The 24,529-nt window shown below is 43.9% G+C and carries 21 protein-coding genes and 3 pseudogenes; 15 read left to right on the top strand and 9 right to left on the bottom strand.

Features of this window, described 5'->3' with window-relative positions; all coding sequences use genetic code 11:
- Positions 1 to 67: 67 nt before the first annotated feature.
- From RIG27_RS17535 to RIG27_RS17520, 4 genes are all read left to right on the top strand, one after another.
- Positions 68 to 403 (top strand): DUF433 domain-containing protein, encoded by a 336-nt coding sequence (locus tag RIG27_RS17535; RefSeq protein WP_446347219.1) that lies wholly within the window; start codon positions 68 to 70, stop codon positions 401 to 403.
- Between the two features lie 386 nt (positions 404 to 789).
- Positions 790 to 2,061 (top strand): serpin family protein, encoded by a 1,272-nt coding sequence (locus RIG27_RS17530; protein WP_446347217.1) that lies wholly within the window; start codon positions 790 to 792, stop codon positions 2,059 to 2,061.
- A 193-nt stretch (positions 2,062 to 2,254) separates the two neighbouring features.
- Positions 2,255 to 2,794, top strand: coding sequence for a Uma2 family endonuclease (locus tag RIG27_RS17525; RefSeq protein ID WP_446347216.1), 540 nt, complete (start codon positions 2,255 to 2,257; stop codon positions 2,792 to 2,794).
- A gap of 117 nt (positions 2,795 to 2,911) precedes the next feature.
- Positions 2,912 to 3,289 carry a phasin family protein gene (locus tag RIG27_RS17520; RefSeq protein WP_446347214.1) on the top strand — a complete coding sequence of 126 codons (378 nt, stop codon included), beginning with the start codon at positions 2,912 to 2,914 and terminating at the stop codon, positions 3,287 to 3,289.
- Here RIG27_RS17520 and RIG27_RS17515 read toward each other — a convergent pair.
- Entirely contained in the window at positions 3,276 to 3,491 is a 216-nt protein-coding gene (locus RIG27_RS17515) for a hypothetical protein (RefSeq protein WP_446347212.1), read from the bottom strand. The two genes, RIG27_RS17520 and RIG27_RS17515, sit on opposite strands and share 14 nt — an antisense overlap.
- A 127-nt stretch (positions 3,492 to 3,618) precedes the next feature.
- Between RIG27_RS17515 and RIG27_RS17510 the strand changes: the two genes are divergently transcribed.
- Both RIG27_RS17510 and queF read left to right on the top strand, forming a co-directional pair.
- Positions 3,619 to 4,029, top strand: a complete 411-nt coding sequence (locus tag RIG27_RS17510; protein ID WP_446347210.1) for a hypothetical protein — start codon at positions 3,619 to 3,621, stop codon at positions 4,027 to 4,029.
- 167 nt (positions 4,030 to 4,196) lie between these two features.
- Positions 4,197 to 4,655, top strand: coding sequence for a preQ(1) synthase (queF, locus tag RIG27_RS17505; protein WP_446347208.1), 459 nt, complete (start codon positions 4,197 to 4,199; stop codon positions 4,653 to 4,655).
- 13 nt (positions 4,656 to 4,668) lie between these two features.
- Here the strand turns inward: queF and RIG27_RS17500 are convergent, their stop codons facing one another.
- On the bottom strand, positions 4,669 to 5,997 hold the full coding sequence (locus tag RIG27_RS17500) for a glucosyl-3-phosphoglycerate synthase (RefSeq protein ID WP_446347206.1): 1,329 nt from the start codon (positions 5,995 to 5,997) through the stop codon (positions 4,669 to 4,671).
- A gap of 275 nt (positions 5,998 to 6,272) precedes the next feature.
- On the opposite strand from RIG27_RS17500, the gene RIG27_RS17495 reads away from it, so the two are divergent.
- From RIG27_RS17495 to RIG27_RS17480, 4 genes and pseudogenes are all read left to right on the top strand, one after another.
- Positions 6,273 to 8,057, top strand: a complete 1,785-nt coding sequence (locus tag RIG27_RS17495) for an alpha-amylase family glycosyl hydrolase (protein ID WP_446347240.1) — start codon at positions 6,273 to 6,275, stop codon at positions 8,055 to 8,057.
- 266 nt (positions 8,058 to 8,323) lie between these two features.
- Entirely contained in the window at positions 8,324 to 8,893 is a 570-nt protein-coding gene (locus RIG27_RS17490; RefSeq protein WP_446347238.1) for a DUF1206 domain-containing protein, read from the top strand.
- A 248-nt stretch (positions 8,894 to 9,141) separates the two neighbouring features.
- Entirely contained in the window at positions 9,142 to 9,582 is a 441-nt protein-coding gene (locus RIG27_RS17485; protein ID WP_446347204.1) for a potassium channel family protein, read from the top strand.
- A gap of 246 nt (positions 9,583 to 9,828) precedes the next feature.
- Positions 9,829 to 11,278: pseudogene (locus RIG27_RS17480) on the top strand (TrkH family potassium uptake protein).
- Between the two features lie 245 nt (positions 11,279 to 11,523).
- On the opposite strand, the gene RIG27_RS17475 reads toward RIG27_RS17480, so the two are convergent.
- The gene (locus tag RIG27_RS17475; protein WP_446347202.1) at positions 11,524 to 11,703 is read right to left on the bottom strand and encodes a CsbD family protein; all 180 of its coding nucleotides are present in this window, start codon (positions 11,701 to 11,703) and stop codon (positions 11,524 to 11,526) included.
- A 218-nt stretch (positions 11,704 to 11,921) separates the two neighbouring features.
- Here RIG27_RS17475 and RIG27_RS17470 point away from each other — a divergent pair.
- Positions 11,922 to 12,272 (top strand): annotated as a pseudogene (locus tag RIG27_RS17470) (diacylglycerol kinase family protein); the annotation flags it as partial.
- 351 nt (positions 12,273 to 12,623) lie between these two features.
- Here RIG27_RS17470 and RIG27_RS17465 read toward each other — a convergent pair.
- Positions 12,624 to 12,797, bottom strand: coding sequence for a YqaE/Pmp3 family membrane protein (locus RIG27_RS17465; RefSeq protein WP_446343136.1), 174 nt, complete (start codon positions 12,795 to 12,797; stop codon positions 12,624 to 12,626).
- Positions 12,798 to 13,148: 351 nt separating this feature from the next.
- Between RIG27_RS17465 and RIG27_RS17460 the strand changes: the two genes are divergently transcribed.
- Positions 13,149 to 13,514 carry a phage holin family protein gene (locus tag RIG27_RS17460; RefSeq protein WP_446343134.1) on the top strand — a complete coding sequence of 122 codons (366 nt, stop codon included), beginning with the start codon at positions 13,149 to 13,151 and terminating at the stop codon, positions 13,512 to 13,514.
- A gap of 335 nt (positions 13,515 to 13,849) precedes the next feature.
- Positions 13,850 to 13,990: a hypothetical protein gene (locus tag RIG27_RS17455; RefSeq protein ID WP_446347200.1), complete on the top strand. Its 141-nt coding sequence runs from the start codon at positions 13,850 to 13,852 to the stop codon at positions 13,988 to 13,990.
- A gap of 120 nt (positions 13,991 to 14,110) precedes the next feature.
- On the opposite strand, the gene RIG27_RS17450 is transcribed toward RIG27_RS17455, so the two are convergent.
- The 5 genes and pseudogenes from RIG27_RS17450 to RIG27_RS17430 form a co-directional block, all read right to left on the bottom strand.
- Entirely contained in the window at positions 14,111 to 14,257 is a 147-nt protein-coding gene (locus RIG27_RS17450; RefSeq protein ID WP_446347198.1) for a hypothetical protein, read from the bottom strand.
- Positions 14,258 to 14,320: 63 nt separating this feature from the next.
- Complete coding sequence (locus tag RIG27_RS17445) at positions 14,321 to 17,866, bottom strand: GAF domain-containing protein (protein WP_446347196.1); 3,546 nt, start codon at positions 17,864 to 17,866, stop codon at positions 14,321 to 14,323.
- A gap of 9 nt (positions 17,867 to 17,875) precedes the next feature.
- Entirely contained in the window at positions 17,876 to 18,049 is a 174-nt protein-coding gene (locus RIG27_RS17440; RefSeq protein ID WP_006100703.1) for a hypothetical protein, read from the bottom strand.
- A gap of 235 nt (positions 18,050 to 18,284) precedes the next feature.
- Positions 18,285 to 20,435: pseudogene (locus tag RIG27_RS17435) on the bottom strand (AAA-like domain-containing protein); the annotation flags it as partial.
- A gap of 67 nt (positions 20,436 to 20,502) precedes the next feature.
- Positions 20,503 to 22,215 carry an AAA-like domain-containing protein gene (locus RIG27_RS17430; protein ID WP_446347194.1) on the bottom strand — a complete coding sequence of 571 codons (1,713 nt, stop codon included), beginning with the start codon at positions 22,213 to 22,215 and terminating at the stop codon, positions 20,503 to 20,505.
- A gap of 792 nt (positions 22,216 to 23,007) precedes the next feature.
- Here RIG27_RS17430 and RIG27_RS17425 point away from each other — a divergent pair.
- The gene (locus tag RIG27_RS17425) at positions 23,008 to 23,211 is read left to right on the top strand and encodes a hypothetical protein (protein ID WP_446347192.1); all 204 of its coding nucleotides are present in this window, start codon (positions 23,008 to 23,010) and stop codon (positions 23,209 to 23,211) included.
- A 42-nt stretch (positions 23,212 to 23,253) separates the two neighbouring features.
- The gene (locus RIG27_RS17420) at positions 23,254 to 24,450 is read left to right on the top strand and encodes a phosphotransferase family protein (protein WP_446347191.1); all 1,197 of its coding nucleotides are present in this window, start codon (positions 23,254 to 23,256) and stop codon (positions 24,448 to 24,450) included.
- Positions 24,451 to 24,529 lie beyond the last annotated feature (79 nt).

Raw genomic sequence — 24,529 nt, 5'->3', positions numbered from 1 at the left:
TCTCCTGCTCGACTCTGTTTTTGCTACGATTTAAGACTATGCGCCTTGTTTGTTGCTGAAAATACAGATGGAATCAGTAATATCAGAACATATAGAAATGACTCCCGGTGTATGTGGCGGTAAACCACGCATTGCTGGACATCGGATCAAAGTGCAGGATGTGGTGATCTGGCATGAACAAATGGGACTTTCACTGGATGAGATCATCTCACACTATCCAACCATCACCTTAGCTGATGTGTACGCTGCCTTGGCATATTATCACGATCATCGAGAAGAAATTAGACAGCAAATTCGAGAGGATAAAGCTTTTGCCCAACAATTACAGGCAAAAACATCTTCTTTAGTTCAGCAGAAATTAAGGAATCGAAATGGCGTAAACAATTCGGTTCCACTTGGATAAAAATATCAGCCATGCAATCGCTTTGTGACATTAGGGTTGAGAATATAGAGCAGTCCAAGCAAATTGAGCGGATTCCCATTGTTAATACTAAATCCGGGTTAGCTACCCCCGTTATCACCAAGTCCGCGCAGGCGGACTTTGTTTGTGTAGCAGCGATTTCAATCGCCGCCTCAAAAAGGGGTAATACAATCGCCGCCTCAAAAACGGATAATACAATCGCCTCTTCAAAAGGGGTAATAAAGACAGATTTGGTATAATTTTGCTAGGCGGGTCGCCCCTACACATACTGATCACCTGCTGATTCGTTACCAAAACAGCAACCTGTGGAACACCTTTAACCCAAATCGGTCATCCTTAAACAGAACATGGGTCATGGAGGTATAATAATGAATCAACAGATACTCCGTCGCACTGGGATTATCGCCGCAGGTATCATTTTTGCCGGATTGCTAGCCGGATTAATCAGCCAAAAAATCAATGCCCAAAACTCCCCAAACCCTCAAAAGCCAGAGTTAACAGAACAGCAACCAAACCTATCTGTGGATACCCAAATCGTTGAAGCCAATACCAAATTTGGCTTTAAGTTATTTTCTGAGATTCTTCAGGAAAATAGCAATAAGAACGTTTTTATCTCTCCAACCAGCGTCGCGATCGCGCTAGCCATGACGTACAATGGTGCAAGCGGTGAAACCCAAGCGGCTATGGCAAACGCGCTAGAACTTCAAGGGATGAGTCTGTCAGAGGTTAACCAGGCAAATGAAGCCTTAAAAACTACCTTAGAAAACGCCGACTCGGATATTCAGCTTTCCATCGCCAACTCGCTTTGGGCAAAACAAGACATTTCATTTAAACCTGAATTCCTGCGACGTAATCAGGAATTTTATGATGCTCAAGTAACCGATATAGACTTTGCTAACCCTGAAGCTAAACGCATCATCAATAACTGGGTCAAGGAAAATACTAACGGCAAAATACCGCAAATTATTAGCGAAATCCAACCCGATGATATTCTATTTTTAATCAATGCTATCTATTTTAAAGGCAATTGGGCGGATAAATTTGATAAAGAACAAACGGTAGAGCGTCCCTTTTATTTAGCCGATGGAACTCAGAAACAACACCCGATGATGTCTCAATTGGGAGAGTATCAATATTATGAAGATGACAGCGTACAAGCCATCAGCTTACCTTACGGTAAAGGACGCCTAAGTTTCTATATCTTCCTCCCCCGTGAAACTGTAAGTCTAGATACCTTTGAGCAGCAACTCACTCCAGAAAAATGGCAACAATGGATGAATCGGTTCGGTAAACGGGATGGCTCAATCGTACTACCGCGCTTTAAATTGGAGTACGAAATTAAACTCAACGAAGCCCTAAAAGCCTTAGGTATGGACGTTGCTTTTGATAATCGGGCTGATTTTTCTAATATGACAGAGGCAGATGTCTTAATTAATCAAGTCAAGCATAAAACCTTTGTCGAAGTCAATGAAGAAGGCACAGAAGCGGCAGCAGCGACTTCTGTTGGCATGGTTCTCACCTCTGCGGCTATTCCCCAAACCCCCTTCGAGATGGTGGTTGATCGTCCCTTTTTCTGTGCGATTCGCGATAATCAAACGGGAACAATTTTATTCATGGGTTCCATTCGAGAACCCAAGTAGAAATTAGAACTATCAAGTAATAATGTAGCTTACTGAGTAAATAAACCTTTGAACCCGTTAAAACTGGTTGAAGCTTTAAGCCAGAACTTTAGTTCTAGGCTCAAGGCTCATTTTATTCAGATTAGAGTTGTTATTTTTGGATAAATTAGAATAGGGAAATACTCCAAAGCGTGATCAGGACGAGGAAATAACAATGGGAACAGCAACTCTTATCCCAGACAAGTTCTCACTGGACGACTTTATGGTCAATCCACCTGAGAAAATGGAGTGGGTGAATGGTCAACTGGTGGAAAAAAACGGTATGACACTCAGACATGGCAAAATTCAATTGAGGCTAGGTCGCTACTGGGACGATTACAAAAAGTCCAGTGGTCAAGGTGGAGAGGTTTATACTGACGTGCCTTGTCGCACCAATAAACAGGGACGTTCTCCTGATGTGGCATATTTGACCCCGGAACTGGTAGCGCAGTTTGGCAATGTAGCTACATTGCCTCAGAGTTTTCCCTTATGTGCTGAGATTGTTTCGCCAACGGATATAGCTGAGACGGTGTTGCTCAAAGCCCAGGAGTATTTAGAATCGGGGGGTGAAGAAGTTTGGCTGGTGTTTCCGGAGAGTCGCTGGGTGATGGTGATGACGGAAAATCAGGGGTTGATGTTTACATCGGGTCAACAGGTGAGTACACAGAAAGCCTTACAGGGTTTTATTGTGTCTGTGGATGAATTGTTGGCGTAAGCTGCATCCTTTCCCATCCCCTCATGTTTCTCTATACACTATAGAAGTAGGCAGTTTGCCAGCGTCACTCGTATCCTAGAAAAGAGTTCTTGCGTACTTAAAGGAGCATCAGTTATTATGGCGGACTTGGGAAATCTGTTTCAAAAAGCGTTTTATCTTGGCGTTGGTTTAGCCTCTTATGCGAGTGAGAAAGCTGGGGGAACAATCGGGGAACTGCGAACTCAAGCTCAAAAGCTGGCGGATGAACTGGTTGCTCGTGGTGAAATGACCACTGAAGAAGCTCGCAAGATGGTTGATGATATGGTGCAACAAGCTCAACAGCAGCAGCAATCGGCTCAACCTCCGCAACCCGACAAGACGGGAACTGAACCCCGCCGGATTGAAATTATTTCTGACGACGAGGAGCAAGCCTCTAGCGAAGAGCAGAATATTGACGCTATGCGCCAACAGGTTCAGGCGATGCAAGAGGAACTGCGTCGGCTCAAGCGTGAATAATAGAGCCATGTAGAGACATCAGACGTGCTTTTGAAGCGTCTGGAAGCATTGACATTCCCCAGTATTCAGGCTTTCGACTTAGGTCGGTTGGTGGAAATAAACCCAACACTATTAAGTTCTGTAAATATACCTCAAACCCCGACCAATGACCAATGACCAATGACCAATGACGATTCTCGCCATTCAGGTTAATATTTCCCACTGACTGAATCTCTCAAAATTGGCTATTGTTGTACTATTCTAAACAAACACCTCCCTTAGCCATGACCTGACCTCTAGCTAAGCGAGGATTTGCCAAACGAGGAGAAGTTTTTACTATCCGTTCCCTTATGGATGAGTGGTCTAAAAGTTTTTTGGAATCCCTGGAATCATTGGTAGATGTAGTCGATGAGGTTGTCGTGGAAGTCGCGGACATCATCGAAGACTTTGCTCAAGAGTGGCAAAATACCATTGGTGCCGAAATAGATAAGTGCTTAGAGGATATCTTTGAACCCATTATTGAGATTTATTTAGAGTATGACGAGATAGATATGACGACGGATTCGGACATGGGCTTTACCTATCCCGGAGATCCCACGCCGGAACGACATCCTGCTTGTATCGGTTGTCGTCATTACCATGGTCAAGTCTACGGGGGTAATTTATTAGTCTGTGGAATGCATCCCTATGGTTGGGATGGTGAAAATTGCCCAGACTGGGAATCGAATCCTTCCATCCATGATGACTTTAACCCATTTTAGGATTCTAAGGATTCTAAGCTGCACTAGGTCGTGGTAAGGGAATTGCGGCTTAATAATGTACCAATCAAGCTTGGCTGAGTTAATGAATTCAGCTTTTTTTACTGGGACTTTATTTTTACGCAGCTCCCTAAATGGCATAAGACATAAGATCAATAATTGAACAGGCTATGACTTATCCCCCAACTCAGAACACTGCTGTCTCAGATGTACCGACGATGAAATATGGTGAACGTGCCATTGCTGAAGGACAGCTGATCACGTTCCCTAACCCTCGAATTGGGCGTCGTTACCACATCGATATCACGTTGCCAGAGTTTACCTGTAAATGCCCATTTTCTGGCTATCCTGACTTTGCCACCATCCATATCCGCTACATTCCCAATGAGCGGGTGGTAGAACTCAAAGCGATTAAACTTTATATCAATAGTTTCCGCGATCGCTATATTTCTCACGAAGAATCCGTTAATCAGATTTTGGATGACTTTGTAGAAGCCTGTGATCCTTTAGAGGTAACGATAAAAGGCGATTTTGCCCCACGAGGGAATGTACACACCGTCATCGAAGTCCAACACCAGAAAGAGGAGAAGCAGAAGAAGCAGAAAAAGCAAAAGAAGGGAAAGAAATAGCTCCAGATCTATATTATCGAGATATATAAATTCCAGCGTCGTTTTTCAATTCCATGGTTTCTGCTGGCAATCCTGGCGACTCCAGATGCAAGGGGTTTATCATCTTCGGTGTCAGGGTTGACGCTAAAACTTGGGCGGTAACTTGAGCAACATCCTGTTGAACACAATAGATGAGTCGTTCGCGCAGATCAGGCATAACCGCTAATGCTCTTGTCCAATCGGGAATCTGAGCGCCTACTGGATCATTAAAATACTGTTCACCTGCGTGCGAAATAACCTGTTCAAAACATTCGATCGCGATTTCTTCTTGGTGGCGATCATAGGACAAATCATTGAAGCGAGCATCGATAAAATACTTACGAGTGAAGCTTTGAGCTTCCCGGCGGAATTTGACGCGCAGCGCATGGATATGCTCCCTGGTAATCACCACCTGTTCCGTTTCGGTTAGGGTTCGCAGGATGGAACGGAAAATATCGCGACACATTTTTTGCAACCCCGAATTCACATCTTCACCCAAAGGTTGATGTTTGTGGTCAAAAATACCTAAATCGACTTGAGCAATGCGTTTGCATGGCATACTGCGATAGACTTCGGCAAGTAAGCCAATTTCTAAACCCCAATTTGCCGGAATGCGGGTGTGTAAGGCTAAATCGCTAGTCAGGGCAAATTCACCGGCTAGGGGGTAACGATAAGCACTCAGGTAGCGTAAGTAGTTCTTTTCGCCGAACACCTCCTTTAACACATTGAGTAACGGCGCAATAAACAAACGCACCACTCGCCCATGAAAACGCTGGGGATAATTGCTTAAACGGGTATAGTAGGCTTTATTAAAGTCAATGCCGAATTCCTTATCTAGCAGGGGATACAGCAGTTTGAGTGGATAGGAGCAGTCATAGGTAATAATATCAGCATCATGGAGTGCGATCGCATTAGCACTCAAAGACGCGACGCCTAAGCCTAACCAAACCGCTAACCCCTTTCCCTTAAACTTCAGTAAATCCAGCCCCCTCTCCCGCACATCGGCTAAAAGCTGAGTAACTCGTGGACCATTTTCCCAAATAATTAGGGTTTTTTGCGGTAGGGTTTGAAAAAATTGTAAGGTTTTGGCATAATCAGTCACCGTTGGTGCATTCACACAAACGATAACCGTCTTGACAAACTCGCAAGCAGCCAGATGATCGCGAATTTTAGTTAACGCGGGTCTTTTGAATTCCTCGTAGAGCGCTGGAATTAAAACCGCCGTGGGAGATTCTTCACTTAAGCGGGTCAATCGGGTTACAAGAGCATCCAGATTACAGCCAAAGTCATGAATCGTTGTGATCAATTCTTGCTTATAGTCCATTAGACTGATGACACCTCTGCACAACCGTTTGATTATTTAATTAATTTAAGAATTATGCTGTGATAATCTATACAAACTGGGAACAGGGAACAGGGTTCGTAGGTTCGTAGTAGGCACTTTAGTGCCATAAACCTGAGGGGGTGACAAGGGACTTGAAGGTACTACTGGGTATCGGGTGTCGGGTGTCGGGTGTCGGGTGTCGGGAAAAATTGAACTTTACTCAGTCTGATATCCTGCCGACGAACTATTTCCCAAATGATCTGTGTTGGAACGTTATGTCGCCGTCAAGCCAACTGGTCAACTCTTTTGAGTCACGCATCAAGCCGCTGCTGGAAGTCATCTATCCAGAGGCAGATATCGAGCAACTAGCGAATCGCTTATTGCAGTTGCTGCGTCCCCACTATTGCGATTCAGTAGCGAAAAATCCCGATAAGTGGAATGAACAGAAGATAGTACTGATTACCTATGGCGACAGTATCTATCGTCAGGGTGATCAAAAACCCTTGATTACGCTGAAACAGTTTCTCAATCACTATCTTCAGGACACAATAACTGGCGTTCATATTTTACCCGTTTGTCCCTACAGTTCCGATGATGGATTTGCCATCATTGATTATCTCAAGGTTAATCCAGAATTAGGTTCCTGGGAAGATATCAAATCCATTGCCCAAACCTTTGATTTAATGCTGGATTTAGTCCTCAATCATGTTTCTAGTCAAAGTGCCTGGTTTGAACAGTTTAAACAGGGGATAAAGCCGGGGTGTAATTATTTCATTGAAGTTGACCCAACGACTGATTTATCCCAAGTGGTGCGTCCCCGGAGTAGCCCTTTATTAGTCAAAGTGGATACCGTAAACGGCGATAAACACGTCTGGGCGACGTTTAGTAATGACCAAATTGATGTCAATTTTGCCAATCCAGATCTGTTGGTAGAGTATGTCAAAATTCTGTTATTTTATGTTGTCAATATTGGTGCTAAATATATCCGACTGGATGCCGTGGGATATTTGTGGAAACACATCGGGTCATCCTGTATTCATTTACCCGAAACTCATGCCCTGATCCGGCTACTGCGAGAACTATTACAACTCGTTGATCCAGCGGTGGTAATTATTACAGAAACCAATGTACCAAACCGAGAAAACTTGAGTTATTTTGGCAACGGAAATGAAGCGCATATTATTTACAATTTTAGTCTACCGCCGCTGTTGCTGAATGCTTTACTTCAGGGAAAATCCGATCATCTAAAAACCTGGATGATGAGTATGCCACCTGCACCGATGGGTTGTGCCTATTTGAATTTTACCGCATCTCATGATGGCATCGGTTTGCGTCCGGCAGAGGGATTGTTATCGGATGACGAATATGAGACGTTACTTCAATGTGTTACTCAATTTGGCGGAGAAATTAGCTATCGCCGTCAACCCGATGGGACGGAAACTCCTTATGAAATTAATATTGCTTTATTTGATGCCCTGAAAGGAACCGTAAAGGGAGAAGATCAATGGCAAATTCAGCGTTTTATCTGCTCACAAACCATTATGATGTCCTTAGAAGGAATTCCCGCATTTTACCTTCACAGTTTGCTAGGGACGGGTAGCGATCGCACAGGCATGCAGCAGACGGGTAGAAAACGCTCAATTAACCGCCATCGTTGGGATATAGCGGAACTGGAGAGGGAGTTAGAACAGGTAAACTCACCCCACGCGATCGTGTTTCGCGAATTGTCTCGATTGATTCAAATTCGTCGCCGTCAGCAGGCATTTCATCCCAATGCAACGCAATATACACTACATCCCTCAAATCAGGCACTGTTGGTATTTTGGCGACAGAGTATGAAGCGAGATCAGAGTATTTTCTCGATCCATAATTTGAGCGATAAGCCCCAAACATTACCGTTATTGGAATTAAATTTAATTGCCACGGATGAGTGGTGTGACTTGATTAGTGGAAAAATTATTCCCGATATCCATGATACGTTTACGCTACAGCCTTACCAATCAGCGTGGATTACCAATACGTTTTGTCGCAACAGTTATTTTAGTAAGGGAAGCAGATAAATTAGGAGTGTAGGGGCGGGTTTTACAGATAACTTTTGCGACTTTCCCTAAACTTGACTAAACCCGCACTTCAAGGAGAAAAAATTAAATTATTGGCACCCACACTCCCTATTTTGGCATATAGAGTCGAGATTTAAATTTCATCCCGACGATAGATATAATTGTGTCGGCAAATAGATAATATTTGTACATTACCTAAAAGAAGAGTTGAGGGCAAAGTATTGTTATGTCTCAAACACGTAAACGTAATGAAAGTACATGGATAGATTCAAGATCCTGATCATACAGGCAAAAGTAATGATGCTGACGATATTGTCAGGCGTATTGGTTACGGAATTAGTGGTTTGATTTATGCAAGTTTAGCCTTTAGTGCGATTCAAATCATTGTGAGTGCGACTCAGAGTGCTAGCGATGGAAGTAAAAAGCAAACGTGGACAGCCCGCCTGCTTGCCCAACCCTTTGGTCAGTGGTTAGTGGGTATAATTGGGGCAATTATTATTGGTTATGGCTTTTACCAATTTTATAAAGCTTACAAAGCTAAATTCCGCAAAAAGCTGAAGTTGTACGAGATGAGTGATACTGAGGAAACTTGGGCAACTCGTGCGGGACGATTGGGTTTAGCGGCGCGTGGTGTAGTCTTTGTGATGATTGGTTTCTTTGCGATTCAGGCAGGTCGTCAGTATGATTCGAGTGAAGTCAGAGGACTCGATGGGGCGTTAGAAACACTGACTCGACAACCTTATGGAGCTTGGTTATTGGGAATTGTTGCCATTGGTTTAATTGCCTACGGAATTCACATGTTTGTCCAGGCAGAATATCGGCGGATTCGGGCGTAAACTCAATAGTGTTTTAGAGTTAAAATTGTCGAATTCATCGATAAAAACATTTTCAGGTAAGATATTTGCTAAGTAGGTTGGTGGAAATAAACTCAACCCTATTTAGTTATGTTAACAAGCCTCAAACCCTGACAAATGACAAATGACAAATGACAAATGACAAATGACAAATGACGATGCCCACCGTTAACTTTAATTGTCCCCACCCACTTATCTGTTATTGCTTGTTTTTTTAGAGAAGAATTGTCATGTACTTGATTGTCTTAGGCGCAGGACCGGAGGGGGCTAGCTTAATTGACTTAGCCCTTAAAGATGGTCATGAGGTTGCCCTGATTGAAGAAGATGTAGAACGAGCCAGAAAGGTTCTCAAAAGCCACGATATTAATGTATTTCAAGGGGATATTGCCAAGGGTAATCTCCTGGAAGAAGCCAGCGCTGATCGGGCTGATGCCCTGATCGCCGCAACCAGTGATGATTCAGCTAATCTGATGGCTATGTTTCTGGGCAAAGAGTACGAAATTAAGACGCTGATTAGCATGGTCAATCAATCCAATCATCAGTCTCTTTTTGAACGTTTGGGAGTACAGGTTCTCACTAATCCAGAAATGATTATTGCCAAGTCTCTCTATGGGATGATGGAAGATTCTGACAATGAATACAAGTTAAACCATGGGGAACTTTCAGACTGATCCGTTAGACCGATAGGGTAAAAAATTCCAATTAGCCCCACTCCGCAACTCAAACCTTGGTCGGGGCGGGTTTAGTCAAATTTGGGTGAGGTAAGAAACGATAATAGTGAAACCAGCCCCTACACAAAATCATACCCTTGAGCCTAGGGTTTGGTCAAAACTTAAACCTATTTTCAAATTATCGTGAATCGACATATTAAAACAATCCTACGTGACCTAGGTTTATTTCTGTATGTTCCAGGCGCCATGGCATTAGTGTCTATACCTATCACCATTTTGTTGGGTGAATATTATGCAATATTGCCCTTCTTCGGGACAGCATTAGCGTCATTAGCGGCAGGACAAGGACTTTATCGTCTGTTTCGCCATGCAGAAGCCTCACGCCTACCTCATGCGTTGGTGGCTGTTGCCCTCAGTTGGGGTCTAATTCCCTTTTTTGGTGCGATCCCATTGGTCTTAATTGCGTCTCATTTAGCCAATGTTACTCTTCCTTCCATGACTATGCTTAATTTTCAGGAACCCTGGAATGCTTTATTTGAAGCGTTTTCTGGGTTTACGAGTACAGGACTAAGCATGGCGCTGCGATCGAGTGATTTGCCACGTAGTATCCAGTGGTGGCGTTCCTTTATGGAATGGATTGGCGGCGTGGGTGTGATTGTGTTGATGGTTTCAGTCTTAGAACCCAGTACTGATGCTTATCAACTTTACTATGCTGAAGGACGCCAGAAGCGAATTGGTTTAACGATTACAGAAACAGTACGTCAAATTTGGTGGATTTATCTTCTATACACGGTGGTAAGTGTCGTCTGGTTGCGCTTAGTCGGAATGCCATGGTGGGATGCGCTGAATCATGGCATGACCGGAATTTCTACGGGGATTTGCTATAACTGATAATAGTATTGGTTCCTATAGTCCCCAAATCCAGTTAGCCGTCATCCCGATTATGATTGCGGGGGCGATTAGTTTTCCCATTCACTATCAATTGCTTCGCCAGCGAAAGCTATCAGCATTATGGCAAGATACTCAACATCGGGCGCTGTGGATATTGCTAGCTGGGGGTGTCGTGATCCTGGTTCTCGAAGACTATTGGTTTAGAGGTCAAATTCGGTGGATTGATAGTATATTCCAGTGGGCTTCAGCCTTCGGAACTTGTGGTTTTAGTACGACAAACTTGCGATTGTGGAGTCCCACAACTAAACTCTTATTAACCTTTGGCATGATTTGCGGTGGGGCTTCCGGTTCTACAGTGGGTGGGTTGAAACTGACTCGTGTCGTATCCCTGTTCAAAGGGATTATGTGGCGCTTTCAACGCATTATCCTAAAACCCCATCAGATGATGCGCTATAAATTAGATGGCAAAGTCATTACGGAAAATGAAGCGAATCGCCGGATTGAGTCGGCGGCTGTTCTGGCAATACTTTGGGTAAGTTCAATTGCCCTTGGTGTTGTAGTTTTACTCCATATCGTCACACCTCAATATAATTTAAGTGACATTATCTTTGAAGCCGCCTCTGCCCTGGGAAGTGTCGGTTTGTCTACAGGCATTACCCATCCTAATTTGCCGTGGCTAGGTAAGTTGACGTTGATTTTATTCATGTGGATGGGACGCTTGGAGATTATTCCCGTACTGCTTTTGCTATCTTGGCCCCTAGGTGGCGTCGGCAAGATGATTGGCAGGAAAATCCGTCGGATGTGAGGGCAGGGAACAGGGAACAGGGAACAGGGAATGAGAAACAGTAGTGCTAACGTCTCTCTAGCTATTTTATTTGGTTTTTTATCTATCAAGGCTGGAGTAATAAGCTGTAACGCATTTAATTTGATAAGGCAATCTAAGCTATCAAAGGGTTTCAGGAGCTAAATTATTGGATTTAGCTGCATAGCAGCTTAGTAGAGGCAATTCATGAATTGCCCCTACTTGGTATAAAAAAATACACAGATTAGTCAATTTTTTTTCTTGACTTTTTCTTTTACATTTTCCACCGAATGGCGCACTTGAGCTTCGGTTTGTTTAGCTTTACCTTCTGCCTTATCTTCTGGATCGCCCGTAATTTCTCCCAGAGCTTCCTGGGCTTTCCCTTCAATATTCTTAGCTGTGGCTTTCATTCGATCTTCATTACTCATGGTGATATATTTATCAACTTCTACACTATAAATTATATCGAATCCGGTATACTTATGCTTCTAGCTGAAGACGTACACCTTTAGAAATAGGTATTATTATAGATAGCAATAGTTTAGGCTAGCTATTACAATAATATAAACTTAACCTTAACTAACGGCATTATTTTTCTACCTCGCCCTAGCCCAATCAAAACTATTGAGGCAGTATATTAATAGTCATGACTCGTTCAGCGTGCCTAATTTTTAATCCTGTTGCGGGTCAAAATGACCCCGACAAAGATTTAAAGAAAATCGTTAATATTTTGGAGCCAGAAATTGAACTCGATGTTCAATGCACCACGCCAGAAAAGGATGCGGCTCAACTGACGAAAACTGCCGTTGAGCGAGGTGTTCAGACTATCATTGCGTCTGGAGGAGACGGGACGCTCTCGGCGGCGGCTGGCGCACTGGTGGAAACAGGTATTCCTTTGGGTATTATTCCCCGGGGAACGGCTAACGCTATTGCCTCAGCTTTGGGAATTCATGACACGATTAAAGCAGCGTGTCAAACGATTTTAGACGGGAAAACTGGTTCTTCAGTACTTATTATGCTAAATTGTTAGTTGAAATATTCAAAACCTTTATATAACAAAAGGTTTGGGAGTTATCTGGATGTTTTTATCAATTCTGAATAGCTTAAGCGCTACAATTATTATGGGGCTTGGTTTTTGATTGTTTAAACTGATAGTTTAGCATAGTAACTCCGGAATAACCGTTAAAGTGACCACAAAACCTGCCCAGAAAATTGCCTTGGATGGAGAAGTTATTGGTGAAACTCCAATTAATGTGGACTGTATTCCTGGAGGTTTAACGGTCTTTATGCCGATGCAGCCAAACTAAAAAAGAGACGTGCCACGGCACGTCTCTACAAAGGGGCGGTATTAAGCGTATTTTTCTTCATGTTTGACAATAACCCAAACCGCGTGAATGGAACCCGGAAGCAAACCCAGTAAAGTTAACAAAATGTTAATTAAAAAGGCTGAACTAATTCCTGTGGTCAGAAAAACGCCCACAGGTGGGAGCAGGATTCCCAAAACTATTCGGAGTAATTTCATAAGGATTAATAAATTCAGTTTGTCGGTTACTCTATAGAGCTTAACGGCTAAACTAGGCTATTAACCTCCATCTGGAGAATGATTTTGTCGTAATTGTGGCGTAGGTAAGGTGAATCAACTCCTTGGTGTTACTTTGGTAGGTTGGGTTAAACGACGTGAAACCCCTCAGGCTAAAGGCAGCTTGTGTTGGGTCTCGTTCCTCGACCCAACCTACCTCAATTTATATAGAAAGCTAATCTGACAGGCTGTAAAATCTATCTCTGTAGAGATGACGATCAGACCCATAGAGATGGATAGTAAGAGTAGTATCGTTTTTTCAGATATTTGAACATTACAAGTGAGGAAAAATTTATGAAGGCATTCTTTTTTACCTTGTTAGCTACAGCCTTGAGCTTATTGGTTGTTGATCTAATTGTTCCAGGTGTTGACCTAGCCACGTTTATAGCGGCTTTATTAGGGGCTGCATCCATTGGCGTGGTGAACTCATTTATCAAGCCAATTCTGTCTGTGTTATCTCTCCCATTGAATATCGTGACACTCGGATTATTTTCTTTGGTGGTCAATGGATTGTGTTTTTGGTTAGCTGCTGTAGCTGTACCTGGATTTGCCGTTCAGGGCTTACCCGCGTTTATTTTGGGTCCGATTGTCCTATCTCTGGTTAATACCTTCTTGAGTAACTACTTTGCTCAACGCGAACCTGAACTTGAGATGGAATAAGGACAACGTTGTATTGCTCGAAACCTGAATTTTAATTGAAGAGTCGCCAGAGTACCACTTTTAGAGGATGATGGTTAGTGCCATGTATCCTCAAGTACAGTTGTCACAAGAGTAGCTCATCCCCGGTTAAACTGAATCACTGACTTTCAAGTTATCACTTGCTTTGAGTATAAGTACGCAGATACTGATTCAAGTCAACAAGCGTGAAAACTAGGATTCGGTTAAGCGAACTAGACACAACGTCTTTTTTATCCTAAATTGGGGATGGGTATTTGCCCTAATTTATCAATAACGTATTTTAAATCGGTTTTGACGATAACCTGTGGAGGAAAGCTATGACAGTTTTAGAACGAGTACAGGAGATGTTTGATTACCTTTGGGGAGGCGTCAAGCGAATTTTTGGCGCTAACGATGATGAATATCCAGATACAGGTGTTCAACCCTTTGAAGGTGATCGCCCTAAGGAACGGCGATAAATTAGGTGTGATTTAGCCATCCTATTTAAGTTGGGAAATGCTAGATGCTCAGATCCCTTGCTCAGATCCCCGACTTCTTCAAGAAGTCGGGGATCTTGTCCTCATTCGGTTATCGGTGAGCTAGGGCGGGTTTTGTTGTTCCATTATCGGTGAGGAGGGCGGGTTTTGTTGTTCCGTTAATGGTGGGGAGGGCGGGTTTTGTTGTTCCGTTATCGGTAAATAGCGGAATTTAGTCCCTAAACCCGCCCCTACATACAATTGTGCCAAAGCCAGCCCCTACCGTGTCTAAAGGGAAACCAGACAATGGATTTAATTAATCCCTAACTTTTGTTACTCGACTGACGCTTTAGACAGCCTACCCAAAATTTCACTTTTTAATACATCCTGCTGTTGATTGCTTTGAACAATCACGGCGACTTGATTATTGAATATCTCCATATATCGGCGATCGCGTTCATTAAAACTTGTCTTGAAATAATCAGGAACATCAAGAGAATCAGCGGGATTATTCTCCGAAACAGTCCCCCGTTTGCGCTTGTTGAGTAACTGTGTCACCCCCAATAACTCCCCATCGCGACTTAAAACAGGCATACAGAGTAAACTATAGGTACGATATCCGGTTTCTAAATCCATTTGTTTGGCGTGTAATGCGCCATCATGATCATATAAATCATAGGGAATCATCATCAGTTTACCTGATGTTGCCACTTGACCCGCAAAACCCATACCAATTTCACAGCGAATTTCGCCAACACCGGGAAGTTCAGTCCATAAATCACCTCGTTGGCGATCAACTAGCCACAGGATACTGCGATCAGCATTGGTCAACGTTTGCGCTGCATCCATGACTTTTTGCAGAATTTCCTGAGAGGTCCAATTCCCTTGACTAATTGAACTAATTGCTAACCATAATGCATCGATCGCTTGGCGTCCCTGAATGATCCGCATTTCTCGATAAAAGGATTGTACGCCTTCCAGAATCGGCAGAATTGAAGGGACAGATTGAGCCAGGTGCTTTTCGTCGGCTTTGCGAAACCCTTTCGGGTCAATGCGTTCTGATAAGGGTGCGTTGCGATCGCTAGTAGGTTTGAGTTTATTAATTAATTCAATCAGTGCTACCACAGTCTGCTGCGAATTGACGATAGGATAGACTAAATGACTGTGAATCAGATAATCCTTAAATTGAGGAGTAGCTGTTTGAATTAACGTCGAGAGGCTGGGATTATTCTGACTAATTTGATGTCGCATTGGTTTAGAGCCAGAGGCTAACGCGCTTCCATCAGCAGTAAGCTGAACTTCTCTTAATTTACCCGTTTCATTATCAACAATTAATGACCAAAACGTTTGGTTTTCGCTATTCAAGACAAAAATTGTCGTCTGTTCAGTATCCAGCGTCTTGGTCACTGATTTGGCAATAAAATTTAGCATGTTATGCATCACTTCATCACTACGATTGCCCACGGCTTGATTTAGAATCACCAGGGTATTGTGAACCCCTTCTTTGGGTTGAATTTGGGTAAACTGCTTTAAAGTTTCATGAGTCTTGGCATATTGCAAAATCACACCCACTCGCTCATTAAACACTTGCATAGACTGGCAGTCATGCTCATCAAAACTGGCTTTAAATTGTTCAGGTGGTTGGGGCCAATCTTCTGGTTTATAAGCGGGAAAAGGTCTCGACTTGCGTTTATTAACCAATTGCGTCACGCCAATTAATTCACCATCGGCGTTAAAAACAGGCATACAGAGCAAGCTACAGGTGCGATAACCCGTGGTGCGGTCAAATTTGCGCGAATTCGTCGCATCGGGATGATCATACAGATCAAAAGGAATATTCAGAGGTTGACCCGTTTTCGCCACCTTACCTACAAATCCTACACCGACAGGGACTCGCATTTGGGTTAAGGAACCATCAGCTTGGGGAATTTTAGTCCACAAATCACGGCGATCGCGATCCAAAAGCCATAAGGTACTGCGGTCAGCATTCATCAGTTTCTTCGCTGCATCCATGACCCGTGGCAGGATTTCTTGAATGTCTAAACTACTTTTATCTAGAGAACGAGTGGCTTCGGCTAAAGCAGCGGTTGCTCGCAGTTTCTTTGTGGCACGATAACAGGATTGACAGCTTTCCAGGATTCGGCAAATTGCTGGAACAAATTCTGCTAATTGCTTTTGATCACGTTGACTAAAACCGTGGCGATTGATTAACCAATGTCCCTGATTATCGGAGTTTTTGGGTCGCTTTAATTTGTTGAGTAATTGAATGACAGCAATAACTTGCTGATTTTCATTGGTAATTGGCAACGCCAAGACATTATAGGTATAATAATTGTATTTTTCGTCATAGGCTTTAACCAATTCAGACCGCGCATCTTGGTAAACATTCGAGCGAATATTAATGGATTTTCGAGTTTTTGCCACTTGACCCGCAATTCCTTCCCCTAATCGTACCTGAATATCCAGAAATTCACTCCCTTCATTCTCAGCCACGACTGACCAAAGTTCCGTTTTCTCTTCATTGAGTAAAAAGATGGTCGCTCGATCAGCGCTGAGTAAATCACCAATGCGTAAGGTTACCTCTCGCAACACCTCATACAGCGCCTGCGCCGAATCTCTACCATCAGCAACACAAGCTAGTTGAGAGACTAACAGTTTTCGCTCCATTTCAGCTAGAGTTTTCTGAAATTGGGAATACTGAGGTTCAGGTTCTAAAGCGGCTAGATGTTTTTTTACCCAACTGGGGTTAAAAACTGACCGATAAATGCGATTGTGAACGTTTAAAATACTCCCTTGTTTGACTACTAATCCCGATAATCGTAGTTCCATTTGTTCAGGACTATCATCATCAATAATTTCTCCGTATCGATTTGGGGAATTGCCAAAGTCTGATATCCCATGAATGGCAGAGGAATGAGACGAATATAGGATTTTTTGGTAAAGTTTTAACAGGGAACGACTGCGTTGTTCATTTCGGAGTAAGCGATCGCGAATGGTGCGTAAATGTTCGGGTTCATCGTGGCTTTCCCAGTTTTCCAAAATGCGCGATCGCACCAGTTGCTCAACCCAGTGAGATTCTTGTCCGAGCGGCGGTGCATCCTCAGCTTCGACAATCAGCTTGCAGAGTTTCTGCGTCAGGAACGGTTGTCCCTGTGTCCAACTGAGTAACGCTTTCATCAGTTCCTGGGAATTGACGGATTTAACGGTTAACCCGGTGGTAATGGGTTCAGCTTCCTCTAAGCGAAAACCCGTTAATTCAATCGCTTCTCCACAGTTGAACGGAAGAGTATAGGCTTGGGAACGAATTAAATCCGTTGGCGACGCCACGCCTAAAATCGCAAAGGTGAGGCGGTTATATTCCGGTTGATCCGCGCGATTATTGTGACAAGCGCGAATTAAACCAAAAAAGTCATTCACGGAAAAAGGTAAACGTAGAACACTGTCTACTTCATCGACAAAGATAATTAATTTTTTTCCCAAAAGCGATTGATGTTTGAGAAGGACATCTTTAATAAATCGCACTAATCCCTGGGTACTGGATAGGGTTTCATAGTTGCTCCACCAGCTATCAAAGTCGCCAATTTTCTCCAGGAGATGAAAACTATCAGCTAGAGTATAGGTAATACTGCCATAAAATTCACTCGGCGTAATATCGGGACTAATAATTTCGGTTAAATCAATCGCAGCACAGGCAATTCCTTCCGACTGGAGTCGCGTCATGGTTTGGACTCGCAAGCTGGATTTGCCCATCTGTCGGGAATTCAGGACATAACAAAAGAGTCCCGCTTTTAAGGCTGTATAGAGAGCGCGATCGGCTTGTCGCCAGACATAGGTGGGAGCATCAGCTGGGAGACTCCCACCGACTTTATATTCATACATGGTTTAGGTTTACTGAATAAGTCTTGTTGTGGGGTAGGATGCAGGGGAAGCATGTTTCAGACGTGCCATGGCACTATGGCAAGCTGGGGGAGCAAACTTCGAGTATTCTTTGGTAAATCCTCGATAAATCCATAATAACTTTGTTGAAGCATGGTTTCCCAAGGGATTTGTTTGTGTAGGCATCCTGTATTCTAAACTTCCTCCTACCTTGTAATAGTTCGTCTCTGACATGACATAAATTATAGTTAAATTCCCTAGGCAATAAATGAGAAAGTGGCTCGTTTTATCGAACGGGGCGAACAAAGTTGAACGGCTATTGGCAAACCTCTAGTTTTTCTAAGGCTTGAGGATGGGTAACAAAGTAATAGTTGAGCCAATTGCAGCCTCGCAAGAGCATTTCATTTAATTCTTCAACCCGCCATATCCGTGCCGTACCATCATGGGATGCAGTGGCAAGGTACTTTCCGTCGGGACTAAAACTCACACTCGTTACGGCACTCCGATGCCCCTTAAATTCTGCTAGCGGGTTGCCCGATAAATCCCACAACCGGGCAGTACCATCTTCACCAGCCGTGGCAATGTATTCTCCATTCGGGCTAAAACTCACACTCCTTACCCAACCCTGATGCCCCTTAAATTCCGCAAGCAGGTTGCCAGATAAATCCCATAATCGGGCAGTACCATCATGACTAGCCGTGGCGATGTATTCTCCAGTGGGGCTAAAGCTGACATTCGTTATCCAGTCTTGATGCCCTTTAAATCCCGTTAGCGGGTTCCCCGATAAGTGCCAGAATCGAACTGTGCCATCCTCACCAGCCGTGGCGATATACGGCTCATTCGGGCTAAAACTGACATGCCATATTCTTTGCTGATGCCCTTTGATTTGATTCCGTTCTCGAATGTTGTCAAGAATTTGTTGTAGGGCGACAACGGGACTGGTGGTAAGTTCCTCTGGGAGGAGACGACTATCTTGCGCCTGCTTTTGCAAAGCTTGCCCTGCTTCCATGGCAAAAAGTAACCCTTCGATTTCGTCACCCCTACTTTCAAACCGTTGCAAAGCTTGAAAACTGACCCGTTCGAGTCGAGTACTTTCCATCGTCTGTTTTAGTTCTCTAATGACTAAGTTGACGACGATTCCTGCAACTCCTGCGCCAAATAACGAGACGAACAGGATGCCCAAGCCCATGCGAATCGTGCGTTGGGCTTTATGTGTCGCCTCAACCAATATCTGATTTGCCTGTTCGACTGCCTCCTTTTGCTTTCTCTCTAACTCCAAAGCCATTCGTTTATCCAATTCTTGGCTAGCCGCTAAAAAGTGATAATCGCGATTGCTTAAACTTTTATTAGTTGCCCACGCCAAGGCTTCTTGCAATGCCTGTCCCTGCAACAGCCGTGATTGATCTTGACAGTTCGATTCCTCCCAGGCAGTAATTCCCTGACTATAGGGTCGCAGATTGGCTAATTCTTTCTCCACCCAACGATGGTTAAAAATCCCGGCATAAATGGGATTATAAACCTTTAAATTTCCTTGCCGTTTCACCACCAACCCTGTCAGTCGTAATTCGACTTGTTCCGGACTCTCGTCTGTGGGGATTTGTCCCTGCTGTAAAATATGCTGATAGAGTCCCAGTAATCTACCTGCACGCTGTTCATTTGCCAGAATGCGATCGCGGATTGTTCTCAAATGCTCCGGTTCATCCCAGGCTTCCCAGTTTTCTATAATACACTGCTGCACTAACGGCTCAATCTCGTTAGCTGCCGATGACTTGTCGGGATAGAATTCCTGACCCATTGTATCCCATTCTTGAACAATGAGAGAACATAATTTTTGAGTCAGAAACGGTTGTCCTCCTGTCCAATCCAATACCTCAGCTAAAACGGCTTCAGCATTCTCTACGTAATTCTGCAATCCTTTGATTAACGCTGACTTAGCTTCGGCAAAAGTAAACCCGGTTAACTCAATGGCTTGACCAATATTAAATGGGGTGCGCTGTTTGTCGGCAATCAAATCCGATGGCGTAGCCACTCCCAACAAACAAAAGGTGAGACGTTGATAGTCGGGATTATCCACCCGTTGATTATAGCAAGCCCGGATAAAGGCAAAAAAGTCATCTTTGAACTTAATTTTCAGGATACTATCGATTTCATCAATAAAAATAACGATGGTTTCAGATAACTCAATTAGGAGGACATCATCAATAAATTCACTCAACCGTTGTACTGGAGATAACAGAGAGCGATCGCGCCACCAGTTGCTAAAGTTAATTTTCCTAGAAAGTCGAAACCCACGTAATAACTCAGACACCAATCCGCCATACCATTCTTCTGGCGTCACATGACTGCCAATGCGAGTCATATCAATCGCGGCACATTTAATCCCTTGGGCTTTTAGCTTCTTTGTCATCTGCACCCGCAAGCTGGATTTACCCATTTGCCGGGAGTTGAGAACGTAACAGAATTCCCCATTCATTAATCCCTGATACAATCGAGCATCAGCGTTTCGCACCACATAAGTCGGGTGCTGATACTCTAAACTTCCTCCTATTTTGTAATAATTGCTATCTGACATAGAGTCATTTTAGATTAGTGTAATCCCAGTAGAGACGCGCCATGGCGCGTCTCTACTATTTGGGTCGCTAGAATTCATAATTCATAATTCGCTGAAAATAGTGCCGATATAACTGACAACGAGGAATGACGCGATCGCGCTTTCGCTGAATCAGTCCCATACTGTATAATTGATACGCCTGCATGGTTTCGATTTGTACGGGTTCGGTGGCACTGACAACCTGTTTTAGGGCGGCGGCTAATTCCGCATTTTCTCTGAGCATTCCCCAATGTCGGCGCAAATGTGCTTCATAGATTCCTGCTTCGGTTGGCGCATCTTGCAATAATTTGCTGAGTGTCACATCCTGACGGGCTAAGTGATAAAGTCCCAATCGCACTAAATACGGATGTCCCCCTACCATCGCCATTAACTGTAGAACTTGCGTTTCATCCCAATCCAGTTGATAGCGTTGAGCTAAATCGGCGACTTGTTGCGAGGTAAACTCTGGCAATTCTATCGGTAATCCCACATTAAACGGCGATTGATTAATATCCAATAGTCCATAATCTTCCGTTGAATGCGCCACCACCAATCGCAATTCTTCCCAAATATCAACCGTCTTGGCTTCCTCATGCCAACTGCGTAAAATGGGAAAGAATCCTTGTGCAATATCTGGGGACTGAAACACTCGATCCGCTTCATCTAATGCCAAGACTAAAGGAGAATCCAGTTGTTCTAATAAATGCTCTTGGATGTAGGTTGTACAATTAACAATACTGCCCCGATCCTGATCCCAATACTCATCCAGTTGAGCATCCAGTTTGAGTTTAGAACTGATACAAACACACAACCAGCGTAAAAATCGATTCAGACTGCTAAAAACGTCTGCCTCAGCTTGTAGCAAATTTAACCGCACCGTGGCATAACCTTGCTGTTCTGCATAGTCCAGAATTCGATCCAGCAGCGACGTTTTACCCATTTGCCGAGGTGCTTTAATCCGAATCAGCGCCCCAGGTTGACGAATTGTCTGATAACAACGCTCCTCAATGGGAGGGCGTTCTATATAAAACTGAGAATTGAGTTTCACTGGATCATTCGGTAGTTCTAACCCATTTCCTAACGGTGGAGATGACCGATAAATTTGCCTAGACGTGCCATGAGACGTGCCATGGCACGTCTCTACATCATGCTTCGTCTTCCGTGATTGTACGCCTGTAGTTACAGAAGGCGGTGGTGATGCACTAGGGGCGACTTGTTTTGACTTTTCCGGGCGGCGACGTTCCCACTCTAGATTAAACCGTTGCATAATCGCATCTTTATCGTACCGCTCGTGCCAGAGTTTCAGGGTAAAGTGCCAATCATGTAATCCTTTCTTTCCCGGACGATTATCTTCTAGAATCTCGACAAAATCTGCCAGCCGTCTCAGCGCTTCCTTAATTTGTTCGCTATTTAATTTGCCTTCATAGGGATCTAAGGATGTCAATTCTTGGAGAAATCGCACTTTTGTCCTGACAACCAACTGGTTCTCACTTTGCCAGTTGACCTTTATCTGTAGATGTTCTGTATTCTCCCACTCGTCATTGGCGTAAGCCAGCAACGCTTCTAACAGGCGTTTTGCCCGTTTTTTCGCTTGAGGTCCATAGTTCGGTCTAGCCATCGACAAGTCCCACCCAGTAAAACGTTGGGGGATTCCCCTAAGTTGGGTAACTTCCCCTAACGATTTATCCCCCATTGTAGGGAACTTCTCGCCACCAGCACAGGTAGCAGAGTTGAGGGTAGTTCCCCCGTTGGTAGTAGGCACTTTAGTGCCTCAAGCACCCCAATAAGGGATAGTTTGTAGGTTGGGTAGAGCGTAAGCGTTACCCAACAGGCTAACCCGATTGGGTTGGGTTACTCTACCCTTCGGAAACACCAAAGGTGAACGAGAAGGCTCCGTCTAAGCTGTCATGCATTTAAATTGGGAATGGGTAGCGAGCAAGATGAATGGGTAGCGAGCAAGATGAATGGGTAGCGAGCAAGATGAATGGGTAGCGAGCAAGATGAATGGGTAGCGAGCAAGATGAATGGGTAGCGAGCAAGATGAATGGGTAGCGAGCAAGATGCTCGCACTACCTACAATGATTTCGCCATTATTGACATTAAGATTTAAATGCCGAACAGCCTACGTTCTCATAGCCCCACAAAGGTGACATGCTCTCGTTTAGTTATTTTGACCTCTGCTAGCGGCTATTCGGAAAAAATTGTCACAATAATTATCCAGGTTCTGGAAAAAAGCCAGTTCAGCTTGAGCGGCTTTTACTGTCCTCATTAGTCAGGAAACGTCTCGGTATTTAATATGGCTCTGTTATAGGCTGGTTCTGGCTTTGAGTAGTTTTAGACGGTGTGGATTCAGCTTTCTTTAACATGGGGTTCAATCCCATAGGAGTGAGGGGTTGACCCAGTTCAATCTATTTTGTTTTCTGTTGGCATTAAAGGAAATGAGATAAAACTTCTTTATTTTTTTCTAAACAAGTTCTAACTTAAGCTTGAAGTCTAAAGTTTGAGTGAACTATAGTAACGGTGGATTAATCAGAGGGTTAAGCGAAGTCAACCTATGTCTAGGATTACCGTCTCCGATTTACCTTTAGCTGGTTCTGACTTGTTTCAAGGTGCTGAAAGCTTTCTGAGTGATCTGACAGAAGATGACTTGTCTATTACGGCTGGATATCTATCCCCCTTAAGGGGAATCAGCATCGTTGATACGGTTCCACTCGGTGGCGAGGATGTTTTCTCTAAGTCTATTTCTTACCTTTGGTAAGGGATTGGTCGTTCCCTTGTTTAATTTAGAGCTTCATCGGTTATGACATTCCTGTTGAATTCTGATAATATTTTCGATTATTTAGTGGAGCATGGTTTCTGCCATCCCTCAGAGCTAGCTCTCAGTCAGGTTGAGCCAGTTGCTGCCAAAAACTTTAACTTATTGGTAAAATTTACTGACACTCATAAGCTTTTGGTTAAGCAGGAACGGCACAATCAGGACGGAAAAGCGGCTGGTGAGTTTTGGGGGGAGTGGCAGATGCAACTGTTTTTGCAACAATTTCCTGACGTTGAACACCTACGCCCATTTCTGCCAGACGTGCTGCATTTTGATCGGGATCATTCCATTCTTGTCTGCCGTTATCTGGATGATTACCGGGATTTAATGGAGTTCTATACGAAGGAAAATAGTTTTCCTACAGAAATTACGGTGGCAATGGGTAGGTTTCTGGGAACTCTCCATCGCGATACATTTAACTGTCAAGACTATCAGCATTTCTTTGCTCAACAGTCGGATACTCTTACAACTGAGCAAGTCCCTAAATTGATTCGGGGGTTGGAACGAATTGGACCCGAAGTTTTTGGTCAAGTACCTGCTGATGGGTTGAAGTTTTTTGCCCTTTATCAGCGGTATGATAGTTTGGGGTGTGCGATCGCGGAATTGGGCAGTGCTTTTTCTCCCTGTTGCCTGACGCACAATGACCTGAAGTTGAATAATATCCTGCTGCACAGGGATTGGGAGCAAACCGATGATAGCATTGTGCGTTTCATTGACTGGGAGCGCTCGACGTGGGGAGATCCAGCGTTTGATTTGGGAACATTGATTGCTAGCTATGTGCAAATTTGGCTGGGTAGTTTGGTGATCAGTAATTCACTCAGTCTCGAAGAGTCTCTGCGGTTAGCGGCGACACCTCTGGAACAGCTTCAGCCTTCTATTGCGGCTCTGACTCAAGCTTATTTTGACAGGTTTCCGGAAATATTAAACCATCGCCCTGATTTCTTGCGGCGGGTGGTGCAATTTGCGGGTTTGGCGTTGATTCAACAGATTCAGGCGATGATTCAGTATCAAAAGTCTTTTGGCAATATGGGGATTGCCATGCTTCAGGTGGCTAAGACGTTGTTATCTCGTCCGGAACAATCGATGGCGACGATTTTTGGTGCTGCGGCGGTTCAATTGAGTAGGGGCACGGCACTGCCCATTGGTGTCAACTTAACCAGAAGAAGCCCAGATTTCTTTTGAGCGAGCGGCATTGTCTCGATGCCGCTTGCGCTCAGTTTTGACTAAACCTAAGAGCTTGTAATGATCAACCAAATAACTC

The sequence above is a fragment of the Coleofasciculus sp. F4-SAH-05 genome (genome assembly GCF_040222985.1).
Taxonomy (GTDB): Bacteria; Cyanobacteriota; Cyanobacteriia; order Cyanobacteriales; family Coleofasciculaceae; genus Coleofasciculus; species Coleofasciculus chthonoplastes.
Note: the sequence above shows the minus strand (reverse complement) of the source record. Positions and strands in the feature narration are given on the sequence as shown.